The sequence below is a fragment of the Phenylobacterium sp. genome (assembly GCF_035944335.1).
Taxonomy (GTDB): Bacteria; Pseudomonadota; Alphaproteobacteria; order Caulobacterales; family Caulobacteraceae; genus Phenylobacterium.
In genome coordinates this window covers 124,079-146,250 of sequence record NZ_DASZBG010000010.1, presented here as the reverse complement: position 1 = coordinate 146,250, position 22,172 = coordinate 124,079, and the positions used below count along the sequence as shown (strand labels likewise).

Here is a 22,172-nt window from a genome sequence, read left to right as displayed (position 1 = left end):
CGCGAGCGCACGCCGGCGCGCCAACCCCCTCCCCCCTGGCGCGCCGGCGCCCTTTTCCCCACCCGTCACTCAGGCGCTTGCGAAGGTTTGAAGCCGGATGTCTTCTCCAGGCTCTCATCGTGGGCGCGGGGGCGATCCTGACCAGCCGTCGACAGAGCTCGGCCGGCCCAGGCGGCGGCGGCGGACCAACGGCATGAGGTCGATCGGGACCCGGCTGACCTTCTGGTATGCGCTCAGCGCCACCATCACCATGGCGATCCTGTTCCTGGCCGGCTACCAGCTGCTGGAGAGCCGGCTGATCAAGGGCCTGGACCAGCTCAACGAAGCGGAGTTCCGCCAGCTCGAGGTGCGGCTGGGCCCCGACTACAAGCGGCTCAATTCCCAGCAGATGGACGACCGGATCCGCGAGACCAGCGAGTCGGGCGCTGTGCTGTTCTACATCGCCATCGACGAGCCCCGCACCGACGTGCGGTTCCGCTCGCGCAACCTGCACGGCCGCGAGATTCCCGACATCAAGGGCCAGCGGGCCTATTCCGCGGCCATGCCGGGGCTGGGCGAACTGCGGGTCGACGAGTTCCTGCTGCCGCCCTTCGACGTGACCATCGCCACCTCGGCGCTTTCGGTGCGCGACGGCATGCGCGAATACCTCAAGGTCAGCGCCTATCTGCTGGCCGCCATGCTGGTCGCCAGCCTGGGGATCGGGCTTGGCCTCAGCCGGCTCCTGCTGCGCCCGATCCGGGCGATCCGCGAGACCGCGCGCCGCATCGGGTCGGACAATCTTTCCGAACGCATTCCGGTGGCCGACATCGAGGACGAACTGACCGACCTGGCCAAGCTGCTGAACCGGATGTTCGATCGGCTGGAGTCGGCCTTCGACCAGATCCGCCGCTTCTCGCAGGAGGCCTCCCACGAGTTGAAGACGCCGCTGTCGCTGATCCGGCTGCATGCCGAGCAGATGTTGGGCGACGGCGACCTGCCGCCCGCCCATGCCGAGGCGCTGCTGGTGCAGATCGAGGAGCTGGCCAGGCTCAATCAGATCATCGACGAGATGTTGTTCCTGTCGCGGGCCGAGGCGAAGGCCATTCCCCTCGACCTGCAGCCGCGCGACCCGGCCCGTTTCCTGGAAACCTTCGCCCAGGACGCCCAGGCGCTGGCCGAGCACGGCGGACGCAGGTTCGCCTGGAGCCACAAGGGCAAGATCCTGGTGCCGTTCGAGGACAAGTGGGTGCGCCAGGTGCTGCTCAACGTGCTCACCAACGCGCTCAACGTCTCGCCGCAGGGCGGGCTCGTCGAGCTGACCTCGCGGGCGACGCCCAGCGTCTGGCGCGTCAGCGTCGAGGACGAGGGGCCGGGGCTCAACCCCGACCAGCGGTCGCGCATCTTCGAGCGCTTCGTCCGCTTCGCGCCGGCCGGCGCAGGCGACCGCGGCAGCGGGCTCGGACTGACCATCTCCAAGAGCATCATCGAGCTGCATGGGGGCCGCATCCGCGCGGAGCCGGCCACGGGCGGCCGCGGCCTGCGGATCGTCTTCGAGATCCCCGTCCCCGCCCCGCTCGGCCTCGCGGCCTAGGGAACGCGACATTGACGCCGGTGCGCGGGCCACGTCACTTCGTGTGCCGGCGTCCAGCACGGCTCGAAGGCGTCCCGCCACGATGATCGTTCACGGGTCTCTATCGCGCCGCCAGGCGCTCGCGCGGTCCTTGGGCGCCTGGCTCTTCGCCTCGAGCTCGCCGGCGCTGGCGGCGGGCCGGCACGCCGATACGGCCGCCGCCCGAGCCGTCCTGACGCGCCTGTTCGGACCGGGCGCGCAAGGTATCGCGCTCGCGCTGGCACCTTCGGCCGAGGACGGACGTGGGCCCTGGTATTCGGTCGAAAGCCGGGGCGGAGCGCTCTCCGTGCGTGGCGATGCGCCGGTCGCCCTGGTGCGTGGGGCCTACGCCGCCTTGCGCGACGCCGGGGCCGCCCACGTCAGCTGGGACGGCGACCGCGTGGCCCTGCCCGCGCGGTTCGGCGACGTCGCCACGGGCCGCGTGGAGAGCCCGTTTCGCCATCGCGCCTACCTCAACACCTGCACCTTTGGCTACACCACGCCCTGGTGGGGGTGGGCGCGCTGGGCCCGCGAGATCGACTGGATGGCGGTCCATGGGATCGACATGCCGCTGGCCATGGAGGGCCAGGAGCATGTCTGGCGGACGCTGTGGCGCGAGGCGGGCCTCACCGAGCTCGAGCTCGCCGGCTATTTCTCCGGACCGGCGTTCACGCCCTGGCAGCGGATGGGCAACCTCGAGGGCTACCTGGCGCCCTTGCCGGCGGCCTGGATCGACAAGAAGCGGGACCTGCAGCGCAAGATTCTTGCCCGGATGCGCGAGCTCGGCATGAGCCCGATCCTGCCGGCCTTCGCAGGCTATGTGCCCAGGGCCTTCGCCTCGAAGCATCCGCGGGCCCGCATCTACAGGATGCGCGGCGGTCCGGGCTTCCACGAGACCTATTGGCTCGATCCCACCGATCCACTGTTCGCCCGCCTGGCGTCGCGGTTTCTCGCGCTCTACACCGAGGCCTATGGCGAAGGGACCTACTACCTCGCCGACTCCTTCAACGAGATGACGCCGCCGATCGCCGAGGATGGGGCCGATGCGGGCGGGGCGTTCAACGACGCGACCGGCAAGACCGCGGGCACGGCCCCCTCTGGCAAGGCAGAGGTCGATCCCGCCTTGAAGGCGCGCCGGCTGGCCGCCTACGGCCAGGCGATCCACGACGCCTTCCGCCAGACCCGGCCGGACGCGGTCTGGGTGATGCAGGGCTGGCTGTTCGGCGCCGACCAGAAGTTTTGGACGCCCGAGGCCATCGCCGCCTACCTGAGCCGGATCCCGGACGACAAGCTGATGATCCTCGACATCGGCAACGACCGCTATCCGGACATCTGGCGCCGGGCCCAGGCTTTCGCCGGCAAGCGGTGGATCTACGGCTATGTGCACAACTACGGCGCCAGCAATCCCGTCTATGGCGACCTCGACTACTATCGCCGTGACCTCGCCGCCCTGACGGCGAGCCCGGACACGAAGGCCCTGGCGGGCTTCGGCATGTTCCCGGAGGGGCTGAACAACAATTCCATCGTCTACGAAGCCGCCTACGACCTGGCCTGGAACGCCGGCGGCGCCTCGCGCGCGGCCTGGCTTTCGACCTACGCCCGGTCCCGCTATGGCTTCACGACGCCGGCGCTGGAAGCGGCGCTGGGCCAACTGGTCGACGGCGCCTATTCCACCCGCTACTGGACGCCGCGCTGGTGGCATGACCGGGCCGGCGCCTACCTCTTCTTCAAGCGTCCGACGGCGACGATCACCGGCTTCGAAGGCCATCCCGGCGACCGCGCCGAACTGGCCGCCGCGGTTCGGGACATGGCGCGGATCGCCCCCGATTTTGCCGGCGCGCCGCTGTTCGTCATCGATCTGGTCGACGCGACCCGCCACCTGGCGAGCGAGGCGATCGACCTCGCCTTGATCCAGGTGGTCGCCGCCTATCGCCGCGGGGACCCGGCGGCCGGCGACCTCGGGCGGCGCAAGATCGAGGACCTGGCCCTGGCGCTCGACGCCCTCCTGGGCGTGCGCTCCGAGACGCTGGCCACCTGGATCGAGGCGGCTCGCGCCTATGGCGACACCCCCGAGGATTCCCGCGCCTATGTGCTCAACGCCAAGGCCCAGGTGACGGTCTGGGGCGGGCGGGGGAACCTGGCCGACTACGCCTCCAAGGCCTGGCAGGGGCTCTATCGCGATTTCTACCTGCCGCGCTGGTGGCAGTTCCTCGACGCCCTGCGCGCGGCGGGCGCCGGCTCCTTCGACGAGGCGGGGGTGGTGGCGCAGATCATCGCCTGGGAACAGTCCTGGGTGGCGCGCGACACAAGCTACGCCCGCGAGATCCCCGCGAACCCCGTCGCTTCGGTGCGGGCGCTGCTCGCCCGGTTGGACCAGGCCTAGGACGCGCCCATGGAAACCCCCGCGCCCCGCTTCCTCGCCCTAGATGTGTTCCGCGGCCTGGCGGTCTGCCTGATGATCGTGGTCAACACCGCAGGCCCCGGCGCCGATCCCTATCCCCTGTTGGTCCACGCCAGGTGGTTCGGCTTCACCGCCGCCGACTGGGTTTTTCCGTCCTTCCTGTTCGCCGTCGGCTGCGCGATGAGCTTCGCCTTCCAGAGGCCCATCAGCGACGCGGCGTTCGCGGCCAAGGTCCTGCGGCGGACCGCCCTGATCTTCCTCGCCGGCTTCCTGATGTACTGGTTCCCCTTCGTCCACCGGGTCGATGGCGGCGGGTGGGCGCTCAATCCGTTCGCCGACACCCGAGTGATGGGCGTCCTGCAGAGGATCGCCCTCTGCTACGGCCTGGCCGCCTTTGCGGTGCGCTATCTCGGCCCGCGCAGACTGGTGGCCCTCTCGGTGCTGCTGCTGCTCGGTTACTGGGGCCTCCTGCTGGCGTTCGGCGACCCGGCTGACCCGCTGTCCAAGCTCGGCAACGCCGGCACGCGGCTGGATCTCTGGGTGTTCGGCAAGGACCACCTCTATCGCCGCGATGGCGGCTTCGATCCGGAGGGCCTGCTCGGAACCCTGCCGGCGACGGTCAATGTGATCGCGGGCTATCTGGCGGCGCGGGTCCTCCAGTCGGCGCCCGACCCCCGGCGCGCGGTTGTGCGGATGGCGCTGGCCGGCGTCGTCCTGACGCTCGCCGGCCTCGCCTGGAGCCCGGTGTTCCCGATCGCCAAGAAGCTCTGGACCTCGAGCTTCGTGCTCCTGACCACCGGCATCGACCTGGTCGTCCTGGCCTTCCTGGCCGCCGCCCTCGAAGGCCGCGCCCCGAACCCGGCGACGCGTTTCTTCCAGGTGTTCGGCCGCAATCCCCTGGCGGTGTACCTGTTCTCCGAGCTCTTCGTCGTCAGCCTGCGCCAGGTCGAGGTGGAGCCCGGCGTCGACGTCTATGACTGGGTGGGCCTGAACCTGTTCCAGACCCTCGCGCCCGGCCCGCTCGGCTCGCTGTTGTGCGCCAGCGCCTACATGCTGGTCTGCTGGTTGCTCGGCTACGTCCTCGACCGCCGCGATATCGTCCTGCGGCTCTGAAATCCAGGCCGCGGCCGGCGTCTCGTCCGGCGGCCATGCCGGAGCTGGTGCGGGCGGTCGGGGTCGAACCGACACTCCTTTCGGAACCGGATTTTGAGTCCGGCGCGTCTGCCAATTCCGCCACGCCCGCGTTGATTTTGCTCGTGTAGTCGGCGTCAAAGAACGCGTCTACACACGACGCGCGCACGAAATCTTGTCGCGGACAGCAGGTGCTGAATTTATTGAAGAAAATTCTTGAACCTTGGCCATGGCGACCTAGCCTGAGCGCAGCGCATCGGGCAACGCGGCGGTCAGGGTCGCGGGCGTATGACGGCTCCAGGCTCCAAACCGGGCCTCGCGCGCTCTGGCTCTTGTGCTCCGGTCCGCGAATGAGTAAATGATAATCAGTCGCAAGTGCAGGACCCCCGAGCGCCGATGCATGACATGTTGGCCGAGCCGATGACGAGCGCCGCCGTCCCCGTCGACGATGGCCGGCTCGTACGCCTGAGCCAGGCCCGGCCCGGCGACCGCGGCGTGATCCTGGACGTGCGCGCCGAGACCCACCCCGGCGACCATGGCGTGGACGTTGACGAACTGCAGCGCCGCCTCCTGGAATTCGGCTTCGTCGAGGGCGCCCAGATCGAAATCCTGCACGAAGGCGCCATCCGCCGCGATCCGATCGCCGTGCGCCTCGATTCCATGCGCGTGGCGCTGCGCCGCCGGGACGCCGAGGATATCTGGGTCCTGCTGGACCGCCCATGAGCGACGTTGCGCCCCCGACCGCCTTCGGCGGCGGGTCTCTAGGCAAGGATTCGACCGGGCCAGAGGCCCGGGCGAGGCCGGCCCGCGTGGCCCTGGTCGGCAATCCCAATTCCGGCAAGACGGCGCTGTTCAACGCCCTGACCGGCGCGCGCCAGAAGGTCGCCAACTACGCCGGCGTCACCGTGGAGCGCAAAGAGGGCCAGCTCACCACGCCGGACGGCCGCATCATCTCCATCCTCGACCTGCCCGGCACCTATTCCCTACGCGCGCGAAGCCCCGACGAGGTGGTCACCCGCGACGCGGTGCTCGGCAAGCTGGCGGGCGAACAGGCGCCCGACGTGCTGGTCGCGGTGGCCGACGCCACCAACCTGCGCCTGGTCCTGCGGCTGATCCTCGAGCTGAAGGCCGTCGGCCGGCCGATGGTGCTGGCGCTCAACATGTACGACATCGCCCAGCGCCAGGGCCTGCGCATCGATCTTGAGGGCCTGGCCCGCGAGCTCGACTGCCCGATCGTCACCACCGTCGCCACCCGCAAGCGCGGCATCGAGGACCTGGTGGCCCAGGTCGACGCTCTGGCGCGCTCGGGCAAGCTCAACCCCGACAGCACCTGGCGCGAGCCGGACGCCGGCGAAATCCGCCAGGCGCACCGCGAGGCCCAGCGCATCCTCAAGGCCTATGTCAAACCGCCGGAGCGGCCGGACACCCTGACCGGCAGGATCGATGCGGTGCTGCTGCACCCGCTGGCGGGGCTGGCCATCCTGCTGGCGGTGCTGTTCCTGATGTTCCAGGCGGTGTTCACCTGGGCGGAGCTGCCGAAGGACGCCATCGATCACGGCTTCCAGGCGCTGGGCGGCTTCATCGCCGGCCACCTGCCGCCGGGGCTGTTCCGCGGCTTCCTCACCGACGGCCTGATCTCCGGGGTGGGCAGCGTGCTGGTCTTCCTACCGCAGATCCTGGTGCTGTTCCTCTTCATCATCCTGCTGGAAGACTTCGGCTACATGGCGCGCGCCGCCTTCCTGATGGACCGCATCATGGGCGGCGCCGGCCTACACGGCCGCGCCTTCATCCCGCTGCTCTCCAGCTTCGCCTGCGCGATCCCGGGGATCATGGCGACGCGGGTGATCGACAACAAACGCGACCGGCTGACCACAATCCTGGTGGCGCCCCTGATGACCTGTTCGGCGAGGATTCCGGTCTACACCCTGATCATCTCGGCCTTCATCCCCAACCGCTCGGTCGCCGGCGTGATGAACCTGCAGGGCCTGGTGATGTTCGGGCTCTATGCGGCCGGGATCGGCTCGGCGCTGGGCGTCTCCTTCATCACGCGGCGGCTGTTCTGGCGCGGCGCCGTGGAGCCGTTCCTGATGGAGCTGCCCACTTACAAGATGCCCGATGTCGAGAACGTGGTCCGAAGCCTGTGGCTGCGCGGCAAGATCTTCGTCAGCCGCGCGGGCCGCATCATCCTGCCGCTGATGATCGTGGTCTGGTTCCTGGCCAACTTCCCCGGGCCGCCGGCCGGCGCGACGGGCCCGGCGATCAACTACAGCCTGGCCGGCGTCATCGGTCATTGGCTGCAGCCCGGCCTCGCTCCCATCGGCTTCAACTGGCAGATGACCGTCGCCCTGATCCCGGGCTTCGCGGCCCGCGAGGTCGCGGTGGCGGTGCTGGGGACCGTCTATGCGGTGGGCGGCGAAACCTCGCCCGGCGCGCTCGCCACCTCGCTCGCCCACCACTGGTCGATCGCCACGGGCCTGGCCTTCCTCGCCTGGTACGTCTTCGCCCCGCAGTGCGTCTCGACGCTGGGCGTCATCAAGCGCGAGACCAATAGCTGGCGCTGGCCGCTGATCGCCTTCGGCTACATGACCGCGCTGGCCTATGTGGCGGCCTTCGCCACTTACCAGATCGCCCGCGCGTCAGGGCTCGGCTAGGCCTGCCGAAGGCCCCGAATCGGCCTCACAACTGACGGCTGCATTAACCAACTATTCGCCTTGACCCTTAACCGGCCGCTAAACGCGACTGTGCAATCTGGTCCCTGTCATGGGAAAAAACCTGGAACACACCTCCGACGTCGCGACCGGCAAAATGCCGGCGAGGGGCAAGCAAACCCTCGCCAAGCGCGTGCGTGAGGTTCTCCTGGCGTTCGGCGGCGAAGCGCACCGGGCGTTGGTGATTGAGCAAGTGGCCCGTTCTCTGGGCCACGATGTCCGTCAGATCCCCGAGGATCTGCAGGAAGCCCTCATCCACTCCTTCGAGGAGAACTGGCGCGACGAGCGCCGGCGGGCGACCTACGGCTTTCATCTGCCGTTCGGCGAGGGGTCGCATCGGTGGAGCGTCCGGCCTGAGCCGGCGATGATCCACTAGCGTTCAGAGGTTCTCGGTCTCGGCCAAGGCTGTCGCGCTCGCCTGCAGTTTCGCGAGCAGCCGCTTCAGGCCGTCCACCTCGTCTGGGGTGAGGCCGGCGATCAGCGCCTGTTCGTAGGCCAGCGCCAGGGGGGCGATCTCGGCGTAGAGCCGCGTCCCCTGGGGCGAGAGCGCGAGCACGTGACTGCGGCCATCGGCATGGTGCTCCGAGCGGGCCACCAGATGCCGGCGGATCAGCCCCTGGGCGGCCCGGCTGACGGTGACCTTGTCCATGACCGTGCGGGCCACCAGCTGGCCCTGGGTCATTCCGCCGTCCTCGGCCAGCACGCAGATCAGCCGCCATTGCGGCACGCTGAGACCGAAGCGGTCCTGGTAGGCCCGCGAAATCAGCCCCGAGACCGCGTTCGACGCCACCGACAGCCGATAGGGCAGATAGGCGTCGAGCCTCAGCCCCGCTCCGCCGGCAGCCGGGCTTCGCAGGGCAAGCCCTTCGGAGCCTTGGCGAAGAAGGGTCATACGGCGACGACCTGCTGTTCGATGGCCCCGAAAATCGAGTGGCGCTTGGCGTCGCGCATGTCGATCCGCACCGTGTCGCCGGCCTTGAGGAACGGGGTCTTGGGCGCGCCCGAGGTGATCGTCTCGATGGTCCTGACCTCGGCCAGGCACGAATAGCCGACACCGCCCTCGCCCATCGGCTTGCCGGGCCCGCCGTCCGGTCCACGGTTCGAGACCGTTCCGGAGCCGACGATGGTCCCGGCGCTCAAGCCCCGCGTCTTGGCGGCGTGGGCGATCAGGGTCCCGAAATCGAAGGTCATGTCGACGCCGGCGTCGGCCTCGCCCAAGGGCTTGCCGTTGACCTCCACCTCCAGCGCCCCGTGCAGCTTGCCGTCGCGCCAGCCGGCGAGTTCCTCGGGCGTCACCGCCACCGGCGAAAAGGCCGAGGCGGGCTTGGACTGGAAGAAGCCGAAGCTCTTGGCGAGTTCACCCGGGATCAGGTTCCGAAGGCTCACGTCGTTGCACAGCATCACCAGCCGCACGGCCGAAAGCGCCGCGTCGCGATCGGCGCCCAGCGGCACGTCCCCGGTGATCACCGCCACCTCGCCCTCCAGGTCGCAGCCCCAGGCCTCGTCCTTCAGCGGGATCGGGTCGCGGGGGCCCAGGAAGCCGTCCGAGCCGCCCTGGTACATCAGCGGATCGGTCCAGAAGCTGTCGGGCATCTCCGCGCCCCGCGCCTGCCGGACCAGCTGGACGTGGTTCACATAGGCCGAGCCGTCGGCCCACTGGAAGGCGCGCGGCAGGGGGCTCGCCGCCGCATGTTCATGGAAACGTTCGCGCGGCACGGCGCCGTGCTCCAGGCTCTCCGCAAGGCCCCGTAGGTCCGCCTCGCAGGCCGCCCAGCGGTCGAGCGCCGCTTGCAATGTGGGCGCGATATGCCAGGCGTCGGTGAACCAGGCGAGGTCGCGCGAGACCACCACCAGCCGCCCGTCGCGGCCACCCTTGAGCGATGCCAGCTTCATGCCTCAGACCGTCTCCCGCTTGATCGAGCGGGTCAGCCGGACCCCCGCCTCATAGTCCTTCGACTCGTAGACATGCACCTCGACGCGGATGTCCTCGCCGGGCTGGCCTTCCCACAGATAGCTGCGCTCGAAACAGACCGCGCGGCCGAGCGGCGTGAACCCCTCGAAGGTGTCACCCCACGGCGTGTGCTTGGCGAGCTCCCGCCAGGCCAGCGTACAGGCGCGATCGATCTCGTCGCGCGCCGCATCCGCCAGATCGTCGGCCAGGCTCATCCTTCTTCGCTCCCGCGGCCGCGTCCGCCGAAGCCTTGGCGAAGACGGGAGCTACGAAGGACAGGTCCTCCGAAGCCTTGGCGAAGCAGGATCATGCGCCCTTCCAGCTGTCGACGTAGGCCGGGTTCTCCACCGAGGCGGCGGCCTCGCCCACCTCCAGCGGATCGCGCGCGTCGATCATCACGGCGTACTCGTCGGTCGCCGGCTTGGGCTGGCTGAGCATGTTCTTCAGGGCCTTGGGGTGCGGCCCGTGGGTGAAGCCGGAGGGGTGAAAGGTCATCATCCCGGCCTCGATGTGGTCGCGGCTGAAGAAGTCGCCGGCGTGGTAAAACAGCACCTCGTCGTAGTCGTCGTTGTTGTGGAAGAACGGCACCTTCAGAGCGCCCGGATCGGTCTCGAAAGGCCGCGGCGCAAAGGTGCAGACCACGAAGCGGTCCGACAGGAAGGTCGTGTGGACGCTCGGCGGCAGGTGATAGCGGTGGCTCGACACCGGCCGAAGGTCCTCGACGTTGAGGCGCACCGGCGCCAGGTCGCCGTGCCAGCCGACCGCGTCCAGGGGATTGTAAGGGTAGGTCACGCGGGAGACCTCGCCGCGCTTCTTGATCTCGACGGTGAACTCGCCCGTCTCCGCCTGGTGCGCGCGGAAGGCCTCGTCCATCTCCGGCGTCTGCAGCATGGCCGGATCGAACAGGGCGTGGCCGCCCAGCAGCCCCTTGTCCGGCAGGCCGAAGTGGGTGTTGGTCGCCTGGATCATCAGGATGGCGGTGGGTCCGGACGCATCCTTCGCCGGCGTCAGCCGCCACATGGTCCCGCGCGGCAGGTAGAGGTAGTCCCCGGCCCGGTAGGCGAGGTGTCCATAGTCGCTGAACAGGTCGCCCTTGCCCTGGTGGACGAACAGCAACTGGTCGCCGTCGGCGTTGCGGGCCAGCGCCGGCATGGCCTCAGCCAGCTTCCAGAACCGCACCTCGAGGGCGTTGTTGTAGAGCACCTTGCCGGCGGCCCAGGGGCTGGGTTCGGCGGCGTTCAGCCGGGCCAGGTCGAAGGCCCGCGGGCGCAGCGGCCCCTCGAACTTGCTCCAGCCGGTGGGCGGCCGCTGGTGGTGGATGAAGGCGGCGGGGCCGAAGAATCCCTCCTTCGAGATCTCCCGCTCATAGGTGCCTTGCGGCATGTCGGCATGGGCCTGGCGCGAATGCCGCCCTTGCGCGCCACGCACCGGGATCCAGTTGCGGTTCGCCATCACGGATCGTCCTTGTAGATGCCCACCTGCAGCGGTTGGCCGTCGGCCACGCGCGCACGGTACATGCCCGAGGTGTTGAAGCTCCAGGCCATCTGGCCATCGGGCGCGACGGCGATCACCCCGCCCTCGCCGCCCAGGCCGGTGAGATCGCGCTGCACCACCTGGTCGGCGGCGTCCTGTAGCGTGAGGCCTTTCAGCTCCACGAGGGCGCAGATGGTGCGCGCCACCGACAGCCGGATGAAATATTCGCCCGCCCCGGTGCAGGAGACGGCGCCCGCGGCATGGGTGGCGTAGGTCCCGGCCCCGATGATCGGTGAATCGCCCACCCGGCCCCAGCGCTTGGCGGTGACCCCGCCGGTGGAGGTGCCGGCGGCCACGGCGCCTTCGGTGTCGAGCGCCACGACGCCCACCGTCCCGCGCTTGCCCTCGTCATGCGCCAGGGCCGCGCGCTCATCGAGGCCGGCGGGCGGTGCGCTGGGGCGGGGCGGGATGGCCAGCCCCTGACGCTCCAGCTCGCGGACCAGGGATTTCCATCGCCGCTCGGTGAAGAAGAACGACGGATCGACCTGCTCCAGCCCGCGGCTGCGGGCGAAGGCGTCGGCGCCCTCTCCCCCTAGGAACACGTGGGGCGAATGCGCCATCACCGCGCGCGCCGCCGAGATCGGATGGCGCGTGCGCCGCAGGCCCGCCACGGCGCCGGCCGCCAGGCTCGTCCCGTCCATGATCGAGGCGTCGAGCTCGATGTCGCCTTCGGCCGTGAAGACCGCGCCGCGGCCGGCGTTGAACAGCGGATCGTCCTCGAGGATCTGGATCGCGGCCTCGACGGCGTCGAGCGCCGCGCCGCCGGCCTTCAGCACCGCCGCGCCGGCCTGCGCGACCCGCCCCATGGCCTCGCGATAGGCCTCGTCCTGCGCCGGGCTCAACAGGCCGCGCGCGATGACGCCCGCCCCGCCGTGCGCCACCAACGCCCACTTCGCCATCGGACGGCTACTCCTTCGCCGGCAGCACGCCCCGGCGGACCTGGTCGGCCTCGATGGACTCGAACAGGGCCTTGAAGTTGCCCTCGCCGAAACCCTCGTTGCCCTTGCGCTGGATCAGCTCGAAGAAGATCGGGCCGATCATGTTTTCCGTGAAGATCTGCAACAGCAGGCCTTGGCCTTCGGTGGGCGCGCCGTCCAGCAGGATCTTGTCGGCGCGCAGCCGCTGCAGGTTCTCGCCGTGACCCGGCACCCGGCCATCCAGCTGCTCGTAATAGGTCTCCGGCGTGTCCTGGAATTTCACGCCCAGCTCGCGCATCGACTCCACCGAGGCGAAGATGTCGTCGGTGCCCAGCGCCACGTGCTGGATGCCCTCGCCGTGGTACTCGCGCAGGAACTCCTCGATCTGCGAGTGGTCGTCCTGGCTCTCGTTCAGCGGGATGCGGATCTTGCCGCACGGGCTGGTCATGGCCTTCGAGAACAGGCCGGTCTGGGCGCCCTCGATGTCGAAGTAGCGAATCTCCCGGAAGTTGAAAATCTTCTCGTAGAAGTCGGCCCAATGCGCCATCCGCCCGCGATGCACATTGTGGGTCAGGTGGTCGAGGTAGGTCAGGCCCCGGGAGTTGGCGGCCATGGCGGCCTTGGCCCCGGGGATCTCCACGAAGTCGACGTCGTAGATCTCCTGTGCGCCGTAGCGGTCGACCAAATAGAGGTGCGAGCCGCCGATCCCCTCGATGGCCGGGATGTTCAGCTCCATCGGTCCGACCGGCCCGCTGACCGCGGTCGCGCCGCGCTCCACCGCCAGCTTGAACGCCTTGCCGGCGTCCTTCACGCGGAAGGCCATGGCGTTGGCCGAGGGGCCGTGGACCTGGCGGAACTCGGCCGGCTGGCCGACCGGCTCCATGTTGAGGATGAAGTTGATGTCGCCCTGCTGGAACCGCAGCACGTTCTTGGAGCGGTGCTTGGCCGTGGCGGTGAAGCCCATCAGCTCGAACAGGCCCTTCAGGCGCTGCGGCTCCGGCGAGGTGAATTCGACGAACTCGAACCCGTCGGTGCCGAGGGGGTTCTCGAACAGATCGCGGCCCCGATCGCCGTCTGTGGGCTTCGCCTCGATGTTCATGAATGATCTCCCGTTCGACGGAGTTAGTATCATCTGAAACTAGTTCGCGATAGCCGCGAGACAAGGCCCCCCTGCCCTGCTAGCTGAACGCCCAAGCCTCCCTGCCGGATCGTCGATGCTGCGCAAAACCTACGATTGGGTCATGAGCCTGGCGGGCTCACGCCACGCCGCCCTGGCCTTGGGCGCGGTGGCGTTCGCCGAAGGCGTCTTCTTCCCGATTCCGGTCGACATCCTGCTGATGCCCGTAGCCCTCGCCAACCGCGACAAGGCGATGCGCTACGCGGCGCTCACGGCGGTCTGCTCGATCCTCGGCGGATCGACCGGCTATGCGGTCGGCCATTTCCTGCAACCCGTCGGCCACTGGCTGCTGTCGCTGACCGGCCACGCGGACGCGATGGACCAGCTGAAGAGCGCCGCCGGACCCTGGCTCGCCGCGGTCATCGCGACCCCGATCCCCTACAAGATCACGGCGATCACCTGTGGCCTGCTGGGGGTGAGCTTTCCGCTGTTCCTGGGCGTCTCGCTGATCGTCCGCGGCCTCCGCTACGGATTGGAAGCCGCGCTGATCAAGCGCTACGGCGCACCGATCCAGGAATTTATCGAGCGCCGGATGGGTCTTGTCGCCACCGCGGTGGGCGTCGTGGTCCTGCTGCTGATCGTGGCGCTTAAGGTCTATAGCTAGAGACGATGCTCGCTCCCGTCCTCGACCGCTGGCGCCTCGCCGCCCTGATCGTCTCGGCCCTGATGCTGGCGATCGCCCATGGCTTCCAGACCTTCGGCGGCTACCAGCCCTGCACGCTGTGCCTGCGCCAGCGCGAAGTCTATTGGGTGGCCGGCGCCCTGGCGCTGGGCTTCATGATCCTGGTCCGCCTGACAGGCGCCCCGCGGCTGCGCCAGCTCTCCTGCTGGGTGCTGGGGCTGGCCTTCCTGGCGGGCTGCGGCATCGCGGTCTACCACGCCGGGGCGGAGTGGAAGTTCTGGCCGGGCCCCTCCACCTGCTCCAGCGCCGGCGGCGCCGGCGGCGTCAGCGCCACCGCCATGCAGGACCTGCTGAACGGCGCGAAGATCCGCCCGCCGGCCTGCGACCAGGCCGCCTGGGTGTTCGCCGGCCTCTCGATGGCCGGCTGGAACGCGGTCGCCTCCCTGAGCCTGGCCGTCCTGAGCGCCATGGCCGCCCTGCGCGAGGGGTCGCGCGGATGACCGAGAAACCCATCCCGCCGCGTCCCGGGCGCGGGGCGATGGCCGCCCGGCTGGCCGAGATCCTGCGCGTCGACCACGCCGGCGAGCTCGGGGCCGTGCACATCTACCGCGGCCAGCGGGCGGTGCTGGGCGAGGCGCCGGGCCAGGCGCGCCTCGCCGGCCAGCTCGCCGAGATGGAAGCCCACGAGGCCGAACACCTGGCCCGCTTCGACCGCCTGCTCACCGAACGCCAGGTCCGGCCGACCGCGCTCGCCCCGGTCTGGCGGCTGGCGGGCTTCGCGCTGGGCGCGGGCACGGCTTTGATGGGCGCCAAGGCGGCGCACGCCTGTACCGAGGCCGTCGAGACGGTCATCGAGGAGCACTACGGCGGCCAGATCGCCGAGCTGGAGGGCCGCGAGCCCGAACTCGTCGCCGAGCTCACTCGCTTCCGCGCCGAGGAACTGGCCCACCGCGACCTCGCCATCGAGGAAGGCGCCCGCGACGCGCCCGGCTACGCCCTGCTGTCCGCGGTGATCCGCACCGGCTGCCGCGCCGCCATCAAGATCAGCGAAAAGCTGTAGATCGCCCGCGATCGCCCATCTCCCCGCGCGGTGAATCGCGGCAGGCTCAGCCATGGCCGATCCGTCGCCACAGGGTTGCGGACCGGCTGAAAGTACAGCCGCCGGGGAGTCGCGCATGTCCGAAAGTTCTGTTTTTGTTCCGGACATGGAGTCTCACATGACCGATGCCGCCCGGACCACCGCATTCGCCTTCGAAGACCTGAAGCTCGGCCAGGCGCTCGTCGCCCGATCGAGCCTCTGGGCCGTGTGCGGCTGCGGCCGTGAGGCGGTGATCGACCCGGCGCCGTGGGTCGGCCAGGGCATGAGGCGCCAGCCGCTCGCCCAGCTCGAGGCGCGCCTGCGCTGCCAGTGCGGCGCGCGGCGCGTGCCGCTGGAGATCCGCGGCCTTTCCGAGGCGCCCGGCGGCCCGACGGGCGGCATCCACATCTTCCGCTGAAAGACTTGAGCCGCCGCATCCGCGGGCGCAGGCTCCGGCGTAGAATAGGGATGTCGGGGAGGAAACGCCGTGACGCTGAAGGTGATCGGGGCCGGTTACGGCCGCACCGGGACCATGTCCCTCAAGCTCGCCCTTGAGCAGCTGGGATTTGGTCCCTGCTATCACATGGTTGAGGTGTTCAAGAACCCGCAGGCGCCGCTCTGGTGGATCGAGGTCGCCGACGGCCATCCCGACTGGGAGAAGATCTTCGCCGGCTATAGCTCGACCGTCGATTGGCCGAACGCCACCTACTACAAGGAGCTCGCCGAGGCCTACCCCGAGGCCAAGGTGATCCTCACCGAGCGCGATCCCGAGGCCTGGTTCAGGTCCACCCAGGCGACCATCTTCGCCCGCGACATGCCGGACGACTCCACCGACCCTTGGATGCAGATGGTGCTGAAGGTGGTCGGCGACCTGTTCGACCGTCGGATGCACGACAAGGACAAGCTGATCTCGGTGTTCAAGGCCCACAACGCCCGCGTCCGCGAGGTCATCCCGCCGGAGCGGCTGCTGGTCTATGAGGTGGCCGACGGCTGGGCCCCCTTGTGCGAATTCCTAGGCGCGCCCGTGCCCGACGGACCGATGCCCAAGGTCAACTCCACCGAGGAATTCCAGGGTCGGCTCGCCAAGGAGATCGCCGACCGCGGCCAGCCGGCCGGAGAGCCAGCCTAGGCGGCGGCCGGCGCCAGCGGTCGAGCCACGGGCGCCGCCCCTGGCCGGACGAGGCGCTTCAGCCGGCGCAGCGCCTGGGTCGCCAGCACGGCCGCGCGCGGCGTCGGCTCCCGGCAAAAGGCGAGCTTCTTCACATAGACCGGCACCCGCCAGCGGCAGGTCGAGCCGGCGGCGAACAGCGCCACGTCGCCGGGCCGCAGGGTGCGCGGTCCCTCCGCCGTCTGGACCACCACCTCGCCTTGCAGGATGTGCACGGTCTCGTCGCCGCCGAACGTCCAGTCGAACTCGCCGGCGGTGCAGTCCCAGACCGCGGAGAGCGCAAGTCCGTCGCCGGAGCGGGACAACTCGGCGCAGCGGGCCTGCGGATCCCCCGACACGATCCACTCCGGCCGGATCGGCGCCGGCTCCAGCCGCGCGGTGTCTATGGCGGAAATGGCGATGTCGGTCATGGCGGGCTCCCTTCCGAGCCGCAAGACTCGCCAACCACGGCCCCGGTTCCCCGCCCGCTCAAGCTTCCAGTTCGATGTCCCAGTAGAGGTAGTCGAGCCAGCTTTCGTGCAGGTGGTGCGGCGGGAACTTGCGGCCGTGCTCCTGCAGCTCGTGCGCGCTGGGCCGCCGCGGGCTGCGGCGGGGGTGCATGGCCGCCTCGCGCGGCGTGCGCCCGCCCTTGGTCAGGTTGCAGCGGGCGCAGGCGGTGACGATGTTTTCCCAGGTCGTGCGCCCGCCCCGCGAGCGCGGGATCACGTGGTCGAAGGTCAGCTCCTCCGTCGAGCGGCAGTACTGGCAGGAGAAGGCGTCGCGCAGGAACAGGTTGAACCGGGTGAAGGCCGGCGGCCGGTCCTGGGTGACGTAGTGCTTGAGCGAGACGACGCTCGGCAGGCGCATTTCGAAGGACGGGGAGTGGACCACCTGGTCGTAGGTCGAGACCACGTCGACCCGGTCCAGGAACACCGCCTTGATCACCTCCTGCCACGGCCATAGCGACAGCGGGTAGTAGGAGAGCGGGCGGAAGTCGGCGTTCAACACCAACGCGGGCCAGCCGGACGGCGGGCGGCTAAGCACCTGCACGGCTGAAGCTCCGGATACGCGGCGTAACGCCTATGGAAGTGAACCTTGACCTGAAGACCGAGCCCTCGTCAGCGAATGCGCTGGCGGCTGATCGCGTGCGGCGATCCCCGCTGCAGGCCCACTATACGAGTGATTCTGAGACATCTCCATGTCTGCTCGGAGGTCTCTGCCGGGCTCACCGGTTCGGGAGCCGCGGGCCCCGCCCGGGTCAAGGCGGGCGAGGCCTCTAGCAGGCTTGCATTTGGACTAGGCGCCGACAGCGGCGGTCGCGCCGGCGAGCGCCAGGCCCAGGGCGACGACGACCCAGGATGCCAGGACGTCGAGCGTGCGGTTGAGGGTGATCGACATGGTCGAACTCCGTTTCTGTGGTTGGCGGCCCGGGGTTCCGAACCGCATGTCCATCTGGACGATGCTTAGATAGCACTTATCTGAACAATGCCTAGATAGAGAATGTTGCGGCGCAGCTATTCGTTTATGAATGGGCTGCCGGGCGGATCCGCGATGGGCTGTGCGCCCAGGACGAAAAAGGGGTCCGCGAGGGACCCCTTTCTACACCCGGCTTGGCTAAGGGGAGGTTTAGGCGCCGACCACCGCGAAGGCGCCGGCGGACGCGAGGCCGAGGAACAGCAAGAGCGCCGGGGCGATCCGGTCGAACAGACGCTCGAAATCGGCGAGAGACATGACACACACCTTTTTGAGTTGGACCTCCGAGGGAGCGGAGGATGTTTTCTTGTGGCGACGCTTAGATAGGTACGGTCTAAGCGCCGTCAAGATTGGATTGCTGCGCTGCAGCAAATGAAACCGCCGACTGTGTCCTAGGCGCCGACACCCGCCACGGCGGCGGCGGAGGCGAAGCCCAGGACCAGCAGCAGGGCCGGGGCGAGGCGGTCGAAGAAGCCTTCGAAGATCGTGAGGGACATGGCGCACACACCTTTGACGTGAACCCTCGGGATGTGAGGGCGTTTGCTATTTGAACAATGCTAAGATACCTCCCATCTAAACGGCGTCAAGATATCTTTACGTCGTCCAGATATCGATTAAAGTGAAGCTGCGATGAGAGAATCTCAAACCGCCGAATCCCGGCCCTATCACCACGGCGACCTGCGCCGCGCCCTCGTGGACGCGGCCCGCCGGATCCTGGAAGCCGAGGGCCCGACGGCGCTCTCGCTGCGCGCTGTGGCGAGGGAGGCCGGCGTCAGCCCGGCCGCGCCCTACCACCACTTCAAGGACAAGGCCGAACTGTTGGACGCCATCGCCGACGAGGGCTGGCAGATGCTCGACGCGGCCATGGCCAAGGCCAAGGCGGAGGCGGAGCCCCGCGGCAAGCTGACCGCGCTGGGGATCGCCTATGTCTGCTTCGCCCGCGAGAATCCCGCGCTCTACCGCGTCATGTACGACGCCGCGCGGGACAACGAGGCCCTGCCCGATCAGATGCAGCACGGCGACGACAGCGCCTACTGCAAGGTGCGCGACACCATGATCGAGCTGGGCGCCGATCCGACCGCCACCGTCGACCTTGAGCTGGCCACGACAGCCGCCTGGTGCGCCGCCCACGGCCTGGCCGAGATGGCCGGGTTCAAGCAGTTCGAGCACCTGAAGCAGGAGCTGGGCGGCGAGGTGCCGTTCCTGCGCGCGATCTTTGCGCACCTCGGCCTGTTCCCGCACGCCAGTCACGACTAATCAGGCTGGGTGTTCGTCACCCGCTTCGCCCCCTCGCCCACCGGCTACCTGCATCGGGGCCACGGCTTTTCCGCGCTCACCGCCTTCGAGGCCGCCAAGGACGCAGGCGGCCGCTTCCTGCTGCGCATCGAGGACATCGACCGGACGCGCTGCCGGCCGGAGTATGAGGCGGCGATCCATGAGGACCTCGCCTGGCTGGGCCTGACCTGGGAAACCCCGGTGCGGCGCCAGTCCGACCACATGGAGGACTACGCCAGGGCGCTGCGCGAACTCGCCGAGCGGTCCTTGCTCTACCGCTGCTTCCGCACGCGGCGCGAGATCGCTGAGGCGATCGAAAGCGCCCCGCACGGCGCCATGGAAGCCTTCCGCGGCCGAGCCCTGCCGCCGGCCGAAGAAGAGCGCCGCCTGGCGGCCGGCGAGCCCTACGCCTGGCGCCTTTCCCTCGAGCACGCCGAACGCGCCCTAGGCGGTTTCGAAGCCCTGACCTTCCAGGAAGAGGGCCGGGGTCCGGCCGGCGAGCACGGCCTGATCGCGGCGCGGCCGCAGCTCGGCGGCGACGTGGTGCTGGCGCGCAAGGACGTGGGCGTCGCCTATCATCTTGCCGTCGTCGTCGACGACGCCGGCCAGGGCGTCACTCACGTGATCCGCGGCCAGGACCTGTTCGAGGCCGCCCATGTCCAGCGCCTGCTACAGGCCCTGCTCGGCCTGCCGACCCCGATCTATCGCCACCACCAACTGCTCGCCGGCCCTGACGGCAAGCGCTTCGCCAAGCGCGACAGGGCCGAGACGCTGCGCGAGTTGCGCGAGCGCGGTATGACCGCGGCGCAGATTCGGCGGGAGTTGGGATTTGGCTGAGGCGACCATCACGCAGGCCGAGGCGCCGCGCTGGCAGGCCATCGCGGTGCTGCTGTTCGGCGCCTGCGTCATCGGCCTGTCGCCGATCCTGGTGCGCCTGACCACCACCGGGCCCGCGGCCGCGGGGCTGTGGCGGCTGGCGGTCGCCCTGCCGATCCTGGCGCTGATGACCCGCCGGGCGAACGGGCCGCTGAAGGCGCCGTCGCGCATCGCGCTGGTCGCCGGCGTGATGTTCGCCCTCGACCTGGGCTTCTGGCATTACGGCATCAAATACACCTCGGTCACCAACGCCACGGTGCTCTCCAACCTGACGCCCGTGGTGGTCACCGCCTTCGCCTGGATCTTCCTCAAGCAGCGGCCGCGGCCACTGTTCCTGCTGGCGGTCGCCGTGGCGGTTGGCGGCTCTTGGATGATGGCCCTGGAGAAGGGCGGCGGGCCGGGCGTCGATCCGCCGCTCGGCAACCTGCTCTCGGTGACCACCGCCTTCTGGTACGCGCTCTACATGCTGGCCATCGGCCAGGGCCGCAGGACCGAGGGCGCGAGCCGGCTGATGTTCTGGTCCAGCGTCGTGGGCGCGCCCCTGATGCTGATCGCCGCCCTGCTGCTGCGCGAACAATTGCTGCCCACCACCCTGCTCGGGCTGGGCGCCTGCGCAGGCCTCGGCCTGATGCATGTCGCCGGCCAGGGCTCCATCGCCTGGGCCATGGGACGGCTGCCGACCTCGACGGCCTCGGTGGTGGTGCTGGTGCAGCCGGTGGTGGCGGCCTGGCTGGGCTACCTGCTGTTCGCCGAAGCCATCGGGCCGCTGCAGGCGCTGGGCGCCGGCGTGGCGCTGGGCGGCGTGGTCCTCGCCCAATGGGCGTCACGCCCGAAGGCCGCTCAGGCTCCCGCGTAGCTCTGCTGCGAGGGCAGGCCCCAGGCGCGGCGGGCCGCGTCGATGGCGCCCAGCTTGGCTTCGAAGGGCGACCAGTCGTCGGTCTCGGCGATGGCGGCCCAGATCGCCTCGATCTCGTCGTAGAGCAGCTCCTCCGGCTCGGCGTTCGCGAAGTAGGGATGGCCCAGCCGCCCGGGCCGATCCGGCTCATAGGGCTCCAGCAGGCGGCGGAAGTCCGCGAAGCCCTCGGTCTGGTAGAGCCAGCCGCGCGGCCCGGCGAGCGCGCGGGCCTCGTCCTTGCAGAACCAGTCGAAGAAGAACGGCTCCCAGCGCAGCGGCTCCGAACCCGCCGCGATCGCCTTGAACACCGCCTGCAGGAAGCTCGCGTCGGCCTGCTCGCCCTGGGCTTTCAGCCCCAGCCGGTCGAGCATGGCCGCGATCAGCTCGCGCCGGTAGGCAGCACCGAAGCCGTTCAACGCCTCGATCAGCGGGTCGCTGCCGCTCACCAGGCTGAGCGAGCCCGCCAGCTGCTGCAGGTTCCAGAAGACCGCCTCGGGCTGGCGGCCGAAGGCATACAGGCCGGCGCTGTCGAAATAGGCCGCCGTGAAGTTCGGGTCGTTGCGCGGCAGGAAGCGGTAGGGGCCGTAGTCGAAGCTCTCGCCGGTGATGCTCATGTTGTCGGTGTTGAGCACGCCGTGCACGAAGCCCGCCGCCATCCAGCGCGCGGCGAGGCGGGCGGAGCGCTTCACCACGTCGGCCAGCAGCGCCGTCGGCCTGTCGTTCGCCCCGCCGAGCCGCGGGTAGTAGTTGGCGACCACATGGTCGACGAGGGCCGTGATCGCCTCGCCCTTCTCGAAGAACGCCTGCCTCTGGAAGGTGCCGAAGCGGATGTGGCCGTGCGACAGCCGCACCAGCACCGAGGCCCGGGTCGGCGACGGCTCGTCGGTCCGCTGCAGCGCCTCCCCCGTCTCGATCAGGGAGAACGACCGGGAGGTCGGCACGCCCAGCGCCTCGAGCATGGCGGTCGCCAGCACCTCGCGCACGCCGCCCTTCAGCGTCAGCCGGCCGTCGCCCTGCCGCGACCACGGCGTCTCCCCCGAGCCCTTGGTGCCGAGGTCCAGCAAGCGGCCCGTCTGCGCCTCCCGCAGCTGGGCGAACAGGAAGCCGCGTCCGTCGCCGAGCTCGGGGTTGTAAACCCGGAACTGGTGGCCGTGATACCGCTGGGCCAGCGGCGGGGCGATGTTGTTCGGCAGCGGCTCGAAACGGCCGAAGTGGGCGATCCATTCCACGTCGGTCAGACCGTCCAGCCCGACGGTGGCGGCCGCCCGGTCGTTGCGATAGCGCAGGATGGTCTGCGGAAACGCCGCCGCCTCCACCGGATCGGCGAACTCGGGCCCCAGCTCCGGGAACTTCGGATCAGGGCGATAGGCGGGCGCGAGCGGCATCTAAGCGCCACATTG

General features: G+C 69.5%; 23 protein-coding genes and 1 tRNA gene. 14 read left to right on the top strand and 10 right to left on the bottom strand.

Translation table 11 applies throughout. The features are described from left to right. Positions 1 to 193: 193 nt before the first annotated feature. The 3 genes from VGT80_RS02145 to VGT80_RS02135 all read left to right on the top strand — a co-directional run bounded on the left by VGT80_RS02145 (position 194) and on the right by VGT80_RS02135 (position 5,102). Complete coding sequence (locus VGT80_RS02145) at positions 194 to 1,570, top strand: HAMP domain-containing sensor histidine kinase (protein ID WP_327452466.1); 1,377 nt, start codon at positions 194 to 196, stop codon at positions 1,568 to 1,570. Between the two features lie 82 nt (positions 1,571 to 1,652). Then, positions 1,653 to 3,971, top strand: coding sequence for an alpha-N-acetylglucosaminidase TIM-barrel domain-containing protein (locus tag VGT80_RS02140; protein WP_327452464.1), 2,319 nt, complete (start codon positions 1,653 to 1,655; stop codon positions 3,969 to 3,971). A 9-nt stretch (positions 3,972 to 3,980) separates the two neighbouring features. Then, positions 3,981 to 5,102 (top strand): acyltransferase family protein, encoded by a 1,122-nt coding sequence (locus VGT80_RS02135; protein ID WP_327452462.1) that lies wholly within the window; start codon positions 3,981 to 3,983, stop codon positions 5,100 to 5,102. 45 nt (positions 5,103 to 5,147) lie between these two features. Here VGT80_RS02135 and VGT80_RS02130 read toward each other — a convergent pair. After that, positions 5,148 to 5,232 (bottom strand) — tRNA-Leu (locus VGT80_RS02130). Between the two features lie 293 nt (positions 5,233 to 5,525). Between VGT80_RS02130 and VGT80_RS02125 the strand changes: the two genes are divergently transcribed. The 3 genes from VGT80_RS02125 to VGT80_RS02115 all read left to right on the top strand — a co-directional run bounded on the left by VGT80_RS02125 (position 5,526) and on the right by VGT80_RS02115 (position 8,204). Beyond that, positions 5,526 to 5,843 carry a FeoA family protein gene (locus VGT80_RS02125; protein ID WP_327452572.1) on the top strand — a complete coding sequence of 106 codons (318 nt, stop codon included), beginning with the start codon at positions 5,526 to 5,528 and terminating at the stop codon, positions 5,841 to 5,843. Beyond that, entirely contained in the window at positions 5,840 to 7,771 is a 1,932-nt protein-coding gene (gene feoB, locus VGT80_RS02120) for a ferrous iron transporter B (protein ID WP_327452460.1), read from the top strand. The genes VGT80_RS02125 and feoB overlap by 4 nt, the downstream gene beginning before the upstream one ends. Positions 7,772 to 7,880: 109 nt before the next feature. Beyond that, positions 7,881 to 8,204 carry a hypothetical protein gene (locus VGT80_RS02115; protein ID WP_327452459.1) on the top strand — a complete coding sequence of 108 codons (324 nt, stop codon included), beginning with the start codon at positions 7,881 to 7,883 and terminating at the stop codon, positions 8,202 to 8,204. A 3-nt stretch (positions 8,205 to 8,207) separates the two neighbouring features. On the opposite strand, the gene VGT80_RS02110 is transcribed toward VGT80_RS02115, so the two are convergent. From VGT80_RS02110 to hppD, 6 genes are all read right to left on the bottom strand, one after another. After that, positions 8,208 to 8,720: a MarR family winged helix-turn-helix transcriptional regulator gene (locus tag VGT80_RS02110; RefSeq protein ID WP_327452457.1), complete on the bottom strand. Its 513-nt coding sequence runs from the start codon at positions 8,718 to 8,720 to the stop codon at positions 8,208 to 8,210. Next, positions 8,717 to 9,721: a fumarylacetoacetate hydrolase family protein gene (locus tag VGT80_RS02105; RefSeq protein ID WP_327452455.1), complete on the bottom strand. Its 1,005-nt coding sequence runs from the start codon at positions 9,719 to 9,721 to the stop codon at positions 8,717 to 8,719. Before VGT80_RS02105 ends, VGT80_RS02110 begins: the two co-directional genes overlap by 4 nt. A gap of 3 nt (positions 9,722 to 9,724) precedes the next feature. After that, complete coding sequence (locus tag VGT80_RS02100) at positions 9,725 to 9,994, bottom strand: hypothetical protein (RefSeq protein ID WP_327452453.1); 270 nt, start codon at positions 9,992 to 9,994, stop codon at positions 9,725 to 9,727. A gap of 91 nt (positions 9,995 to 10,085) precedes the next feature. Continuing rightward, positions 10,086 to 11,231: a homogentisate 1,2-dioxygenase gene (locus VGT80_RS02095; protein WP_327452451.1), complete on the bottom strand. Its 1,146-nt coding sequence runs from the start codon at positions 11,229 to 11,231 to the stop codon at positions 10,086 to 10,088. Continuing rightward, positions 11,231 to 12,211 carry an isoaspartyl peptidase/L-asparaginase gene (locus VGT80_RS02090; protein ID WP_327452449.1) on the bottom strand — a complete coding sequence of 327 codons (981 nt, stop codon included), beginning with the start codon at positions 12,209 to 12,211 and terminating at the stop codon, positions 11,231 to 11,233. The genes VGT80_RS02095 and VGT80_RS02090 overlap by 1 nt, the downstream gene beginning before the upstream one ends. A gap of 7 nt (positions 12,212 to 12,218) precedes the next feature. Further along, entirely contained in the window at positions 12,219 to 13,328 is a 1,110-nt protein-coding gene (gene hppD, locus VGT80_RS02085; protein ID WP_327452447.1) for a 4-hydroxyphenylpyruvate dioxygenase, read from the bottom strand. A 115-nt stretch (positions 13,329 to 13,443) separates the two neighbouring features. On the opposite strand from hppD, the gene VGT80_RS02080 reads away from it, so the two are divergent. From VGT80_RS02080 to VGT80_RS02060, 5 genes are all read left to right on the top strand, one after another. Beyond that, complete coding sequence (locus tag VGT80_RS02080) at positions 13,444 to 14,010, top strand: DedA family protein (RefSeq protein ID WP_327452445.1); 567 nt, start codon at positions 13,444 to 13,446, stop codon at positions 14,008 to 14,010. Between the two features lie 5 nt (positions 14,011 to 14,015). After that, positions 14,016 to 14,528 carry a disulfide bond formation protein B gene (locus VGT80_RS02075; RefSeq protein ID WP_327452443.1) on the top strand — a complete coding sequence of 171 codons (513 nt, stop codon included), beginning with the start codon at positions 14,016 to 14,018 and terminating at the stop codon, positions 14,526 to 14,528. After that, positions 14,525 to 15,088, top strand: a complete 564-nt coding sequence (locus tag VGT80_RS02070; RefSeq protein ID WP_327452441.1) for a demethoxyubiquinone hydroxylase family protein — start codon at positions 14,525 to 14,527, stop codon at positions 15,086 to 15,088. The genes VGT80_RS02075 and VGT80_RS02070 overlap by 4 nt, the downstream gene beginning before the upstream one ends. Positions 15,089 to 15,245: 157 nt before the next feature. Continuing rightward, positions 15,246 to 15,524 (top strand): hypothetical protein, encoded by a 279-nt coding sequence (locus VGT80_RS02065; protein WP_327452439.1) that lies wholly within the window; start codon positions 15,246 to 15,248, stop codon positions 15,522 to 15,524. 69 nt (positions 15,525 to 15,593) lie between these two features. Beyond that, positions 15,594 to 16,235, top strand: a complete 642-nt coding sequence (locus tag VGT80_RS02060; RefSeq protein ID WP_327452437.1) for a sulfotransferase family protein — start codon at positions 15,594 to 15,596, stop codon at positions 16,233 to 16,235. On the opposite strand, the gene VGT80_RS02055 is transcribed toward VGT80_RS02060, so the two are convergent. Both VGT80_RS02055 and VGT80_RS02050 read right to left on the bottom strand, forming a co-directional pair. After that, entirely contained in the window at positions 16,232 to 16,684 is a 453-nt protein-coding gene (locus VGT80_RS02055) for a cupin domain-containing protein (RefSeq protein ID WP_327452435.1), read from the bottom strand. The two genes, VGT80_RS02060 and VGT80_RS02055, sit on opposite strands and share 4 nt — an antisense overlap. A 58-nt stretch (positions 16,685 to 16,742) precedes the next feature. Next, positions 16,743 to 17,303, bottom strand: coding sequence for an HNH endonuclease (locus tag VGT80_RS02050; RefSeq protein WP_327452433.1), 561 nt, complete (start codon positions 17,301 to 17,303; stop codon positions 16,743 to 16,745). Between the two features lie 1,053 nt (positions 17,304 to 18,356). Between VGT80_RS02050 and VGT80_RS02045 the strand changes: the two genes are divergently transcribed. From VGT80_RS02045 to VGT80_RS02035, 3 genes are read left to right on the top strand one after another with little or no spacing between them, the layout of a single operon-like run. After that, a complete protein-coding gene (locus VGT80_RS02045) occupies positions 18,357 to 18,983 on the top strand; it encodes a TetR/AcrR family transcriptional regulator (RefSeq protein ID WP_327452431.1) in 627 nt (208 codons plus the stop codon). Between the two features lie 9 nt (positions 18,984 to 18,992). Continuing rightward, positions 18,993 to 19,838 (top strand): tRNA glutamyl-Q(34) synthetase GluQRS, encoded by an 846-nt coding sequence (gene gluQRS, locus VGT80_RS02040; RefSeq protein ID WP_327452429.1) that lies wholly within the window; start codon positions 18,993 to 18,995, stop codon positions 19,836 to 19,838. Beyond that, positions 19,831 to 20,733: a DMT family transporter gene (locus VGT80_RS02035; RefSeq protein WP_327452427.1), complete on the top strand. Its 903-nt coding sequence runs from the start codon at positions 19,831 to 19,833 to the stop codon at positions 20,731 to 20,733. Before gluQRS ends, VGT80_RS02035 begins: the two co-directional genes overlap by 8 nt. Here VGT80_RS02035 and VGT80_RS02030 read toward each other — a convergent pair. Continuing rightward, positions 20,718 to 22,157 (bottom strand): protein adenylyltransferase SelO, encoded by a 1,440-nt coding sequence (locus VGT80_RS02030; RefSeq protein WP_327452425.1) that lies wholly within the window; start codon positions 22,155 to 22,157, stop codon positions 20,718 to 20,720. The genes VGT80_RS02035 and VGT80_RS02030 overlap by 16 nt on opposite strands. Positions 22,158 to 22,172 lie beyond the last annotated feature (15 nt).

What these genes read in the sequence shown, in the direction of transcription:
- VGT80_RS02145 (WP_327452466.1), top strand. Translation starts at nt 194, where the DNA reads ATGAGGTCGATCGGGACCCGGCTGACCTTCTGGTATGCGCTCAGCGCC.
- VGT80_RS02140 (WP_327452464.1), top strand. Translation starts at nt 1,653, where the DNA reads ATGATCGTTCACGGGTCTCTATCGCGCCGCCAGGCGCTCGCGCGGTCC.
- VGT80_RS02135 (WP_327452462.1), top strand. Translation starts at nt 3,981, where the DNA reads ATGGAAACCCCCGCGCCCCGCTTCCTCGCCCTAGATGTGTTCCGCGGC.
- VGT80_RS02125 (WP_327452572.1), top strand. Translation starts at nt 5,526, where the DNA reads ATGTTGGCCGAGCCGATGACGAGCGCCGCCGTCCCCGTCGACGATGGC.
- feoB (WP_327452460.1), top strand. Translation starts at nt 5,840, where the DNA reads ATGAGCGACGTTGCGCCCCCGACCGCCTTCGGCGGCGGGTCTCTAGGC.
- VGT80_RS02115 (WP_327452459.1), top strand. Translation starts at nt 7,881, where the DNA reads ATGGGAAAAAACCTGGAACACACCTCCGACGTCGCGACCGGCAAAATG.
- VGT80_RS02110 (WP_327452457.1), bottom strand. Translation starts at nt 8,720, where the DNA reads ATGACCCTTCTTCGCCAAGGCTCCGAAGGGCTTGCCCTGCGAAGCCCG.
- VGT80_RS02105 (WP_327452455.1), bottom strand. Translation starts at nt 9,721, where the DNA reads ATGAAGCTGGCATCGCTCAAGGGTGGCCGCGACGGGCGGCTGGTGGTG.
- VGT80_RS02100 (WP_327452453.1), bottom strand. Translation starts at nt 9,994, where the DNA reads ATGAGCCTGGCCGACGATCTGGCGGATGCGGCGCGCGACGAGATCGAT.
- VGT80_RS02095 (WP_327452451.1), bottom strand. Translation starts at nt 11,231, where the DNA reads ATGGCGAACCGCAACTGGATCCCGGTGCGTGGCGCGCAAGGGCGGCAT.
- VGT80_RS02090 (WP_327452449.1), bottom strand. Translation starts at nt 12,211, where the DNA reads ATGGCGAAGTGGGCGTTGGTGGCGCACGGCGGGGCGGGCGTCATCGCG.
- hppD (WP_327452447.1), bottom strand. Translation starts at nt 13,328, where the DNA reads ATGAACATCGAGGCGAAGCCCACAGACGGCGATCGGGGCCGCGATCTG.
- VGT80_RS02080 (WP_327452445.1), top strand. Translation starts at nt 13,444, where the DNA reads ATGCTGCGCAAAACCTACGATTGGGTCATGAGCCTGGCGGGCTCACGC.
- VGT80_RS02075 (WP_327452443.1), top strand. Translation starts at nt 14,016, where the DNA reads ATGCTCGCTCCCGTCCTCGACCGCTGGCGCCTCGCCGCCCTGATCGTC.
- VGT80_RS02070 (WP_327452441.1), top strand. Translation starts at nt 14,525, where the DNA reads ATGACCGAGAAACCCATCCCGCCGCGTCCCGGGCGCGGGGCGATGGCC.
- VGT80_RS02065 (WP_327452439.1), top strand. Translation starts at nt 15,246, where the DNA reads ATGACCGATGCCGCCCGGACCACCGCATTCGCCTTCGAAGACCTGAAG.
- VGT80_RS02055 (WP_327452435.1), bottom strand. Translation starts at nt 16,684, where the DNA reads ATGACCGACATCGCCATTTCCGCCATAGACACCGCGCGGCTGGAGCCG.
- VGT80_RS02045 (WP_327452431.1), top strand. Translation starts at nt 18,357, where the DNA reads ATGAGAGAATCTCAAACCGCCGAATCCCGGCCCTATCACCACGGCGAC.
- VGT80_RS02030 (WP_327452425.1), bottom strand. Translation starts at nt 22,157, where the DNA reads ATGCCGCTCGCGCCCGCCTATCGCCCTGATCCGAAGTTCCCGGAGCTG.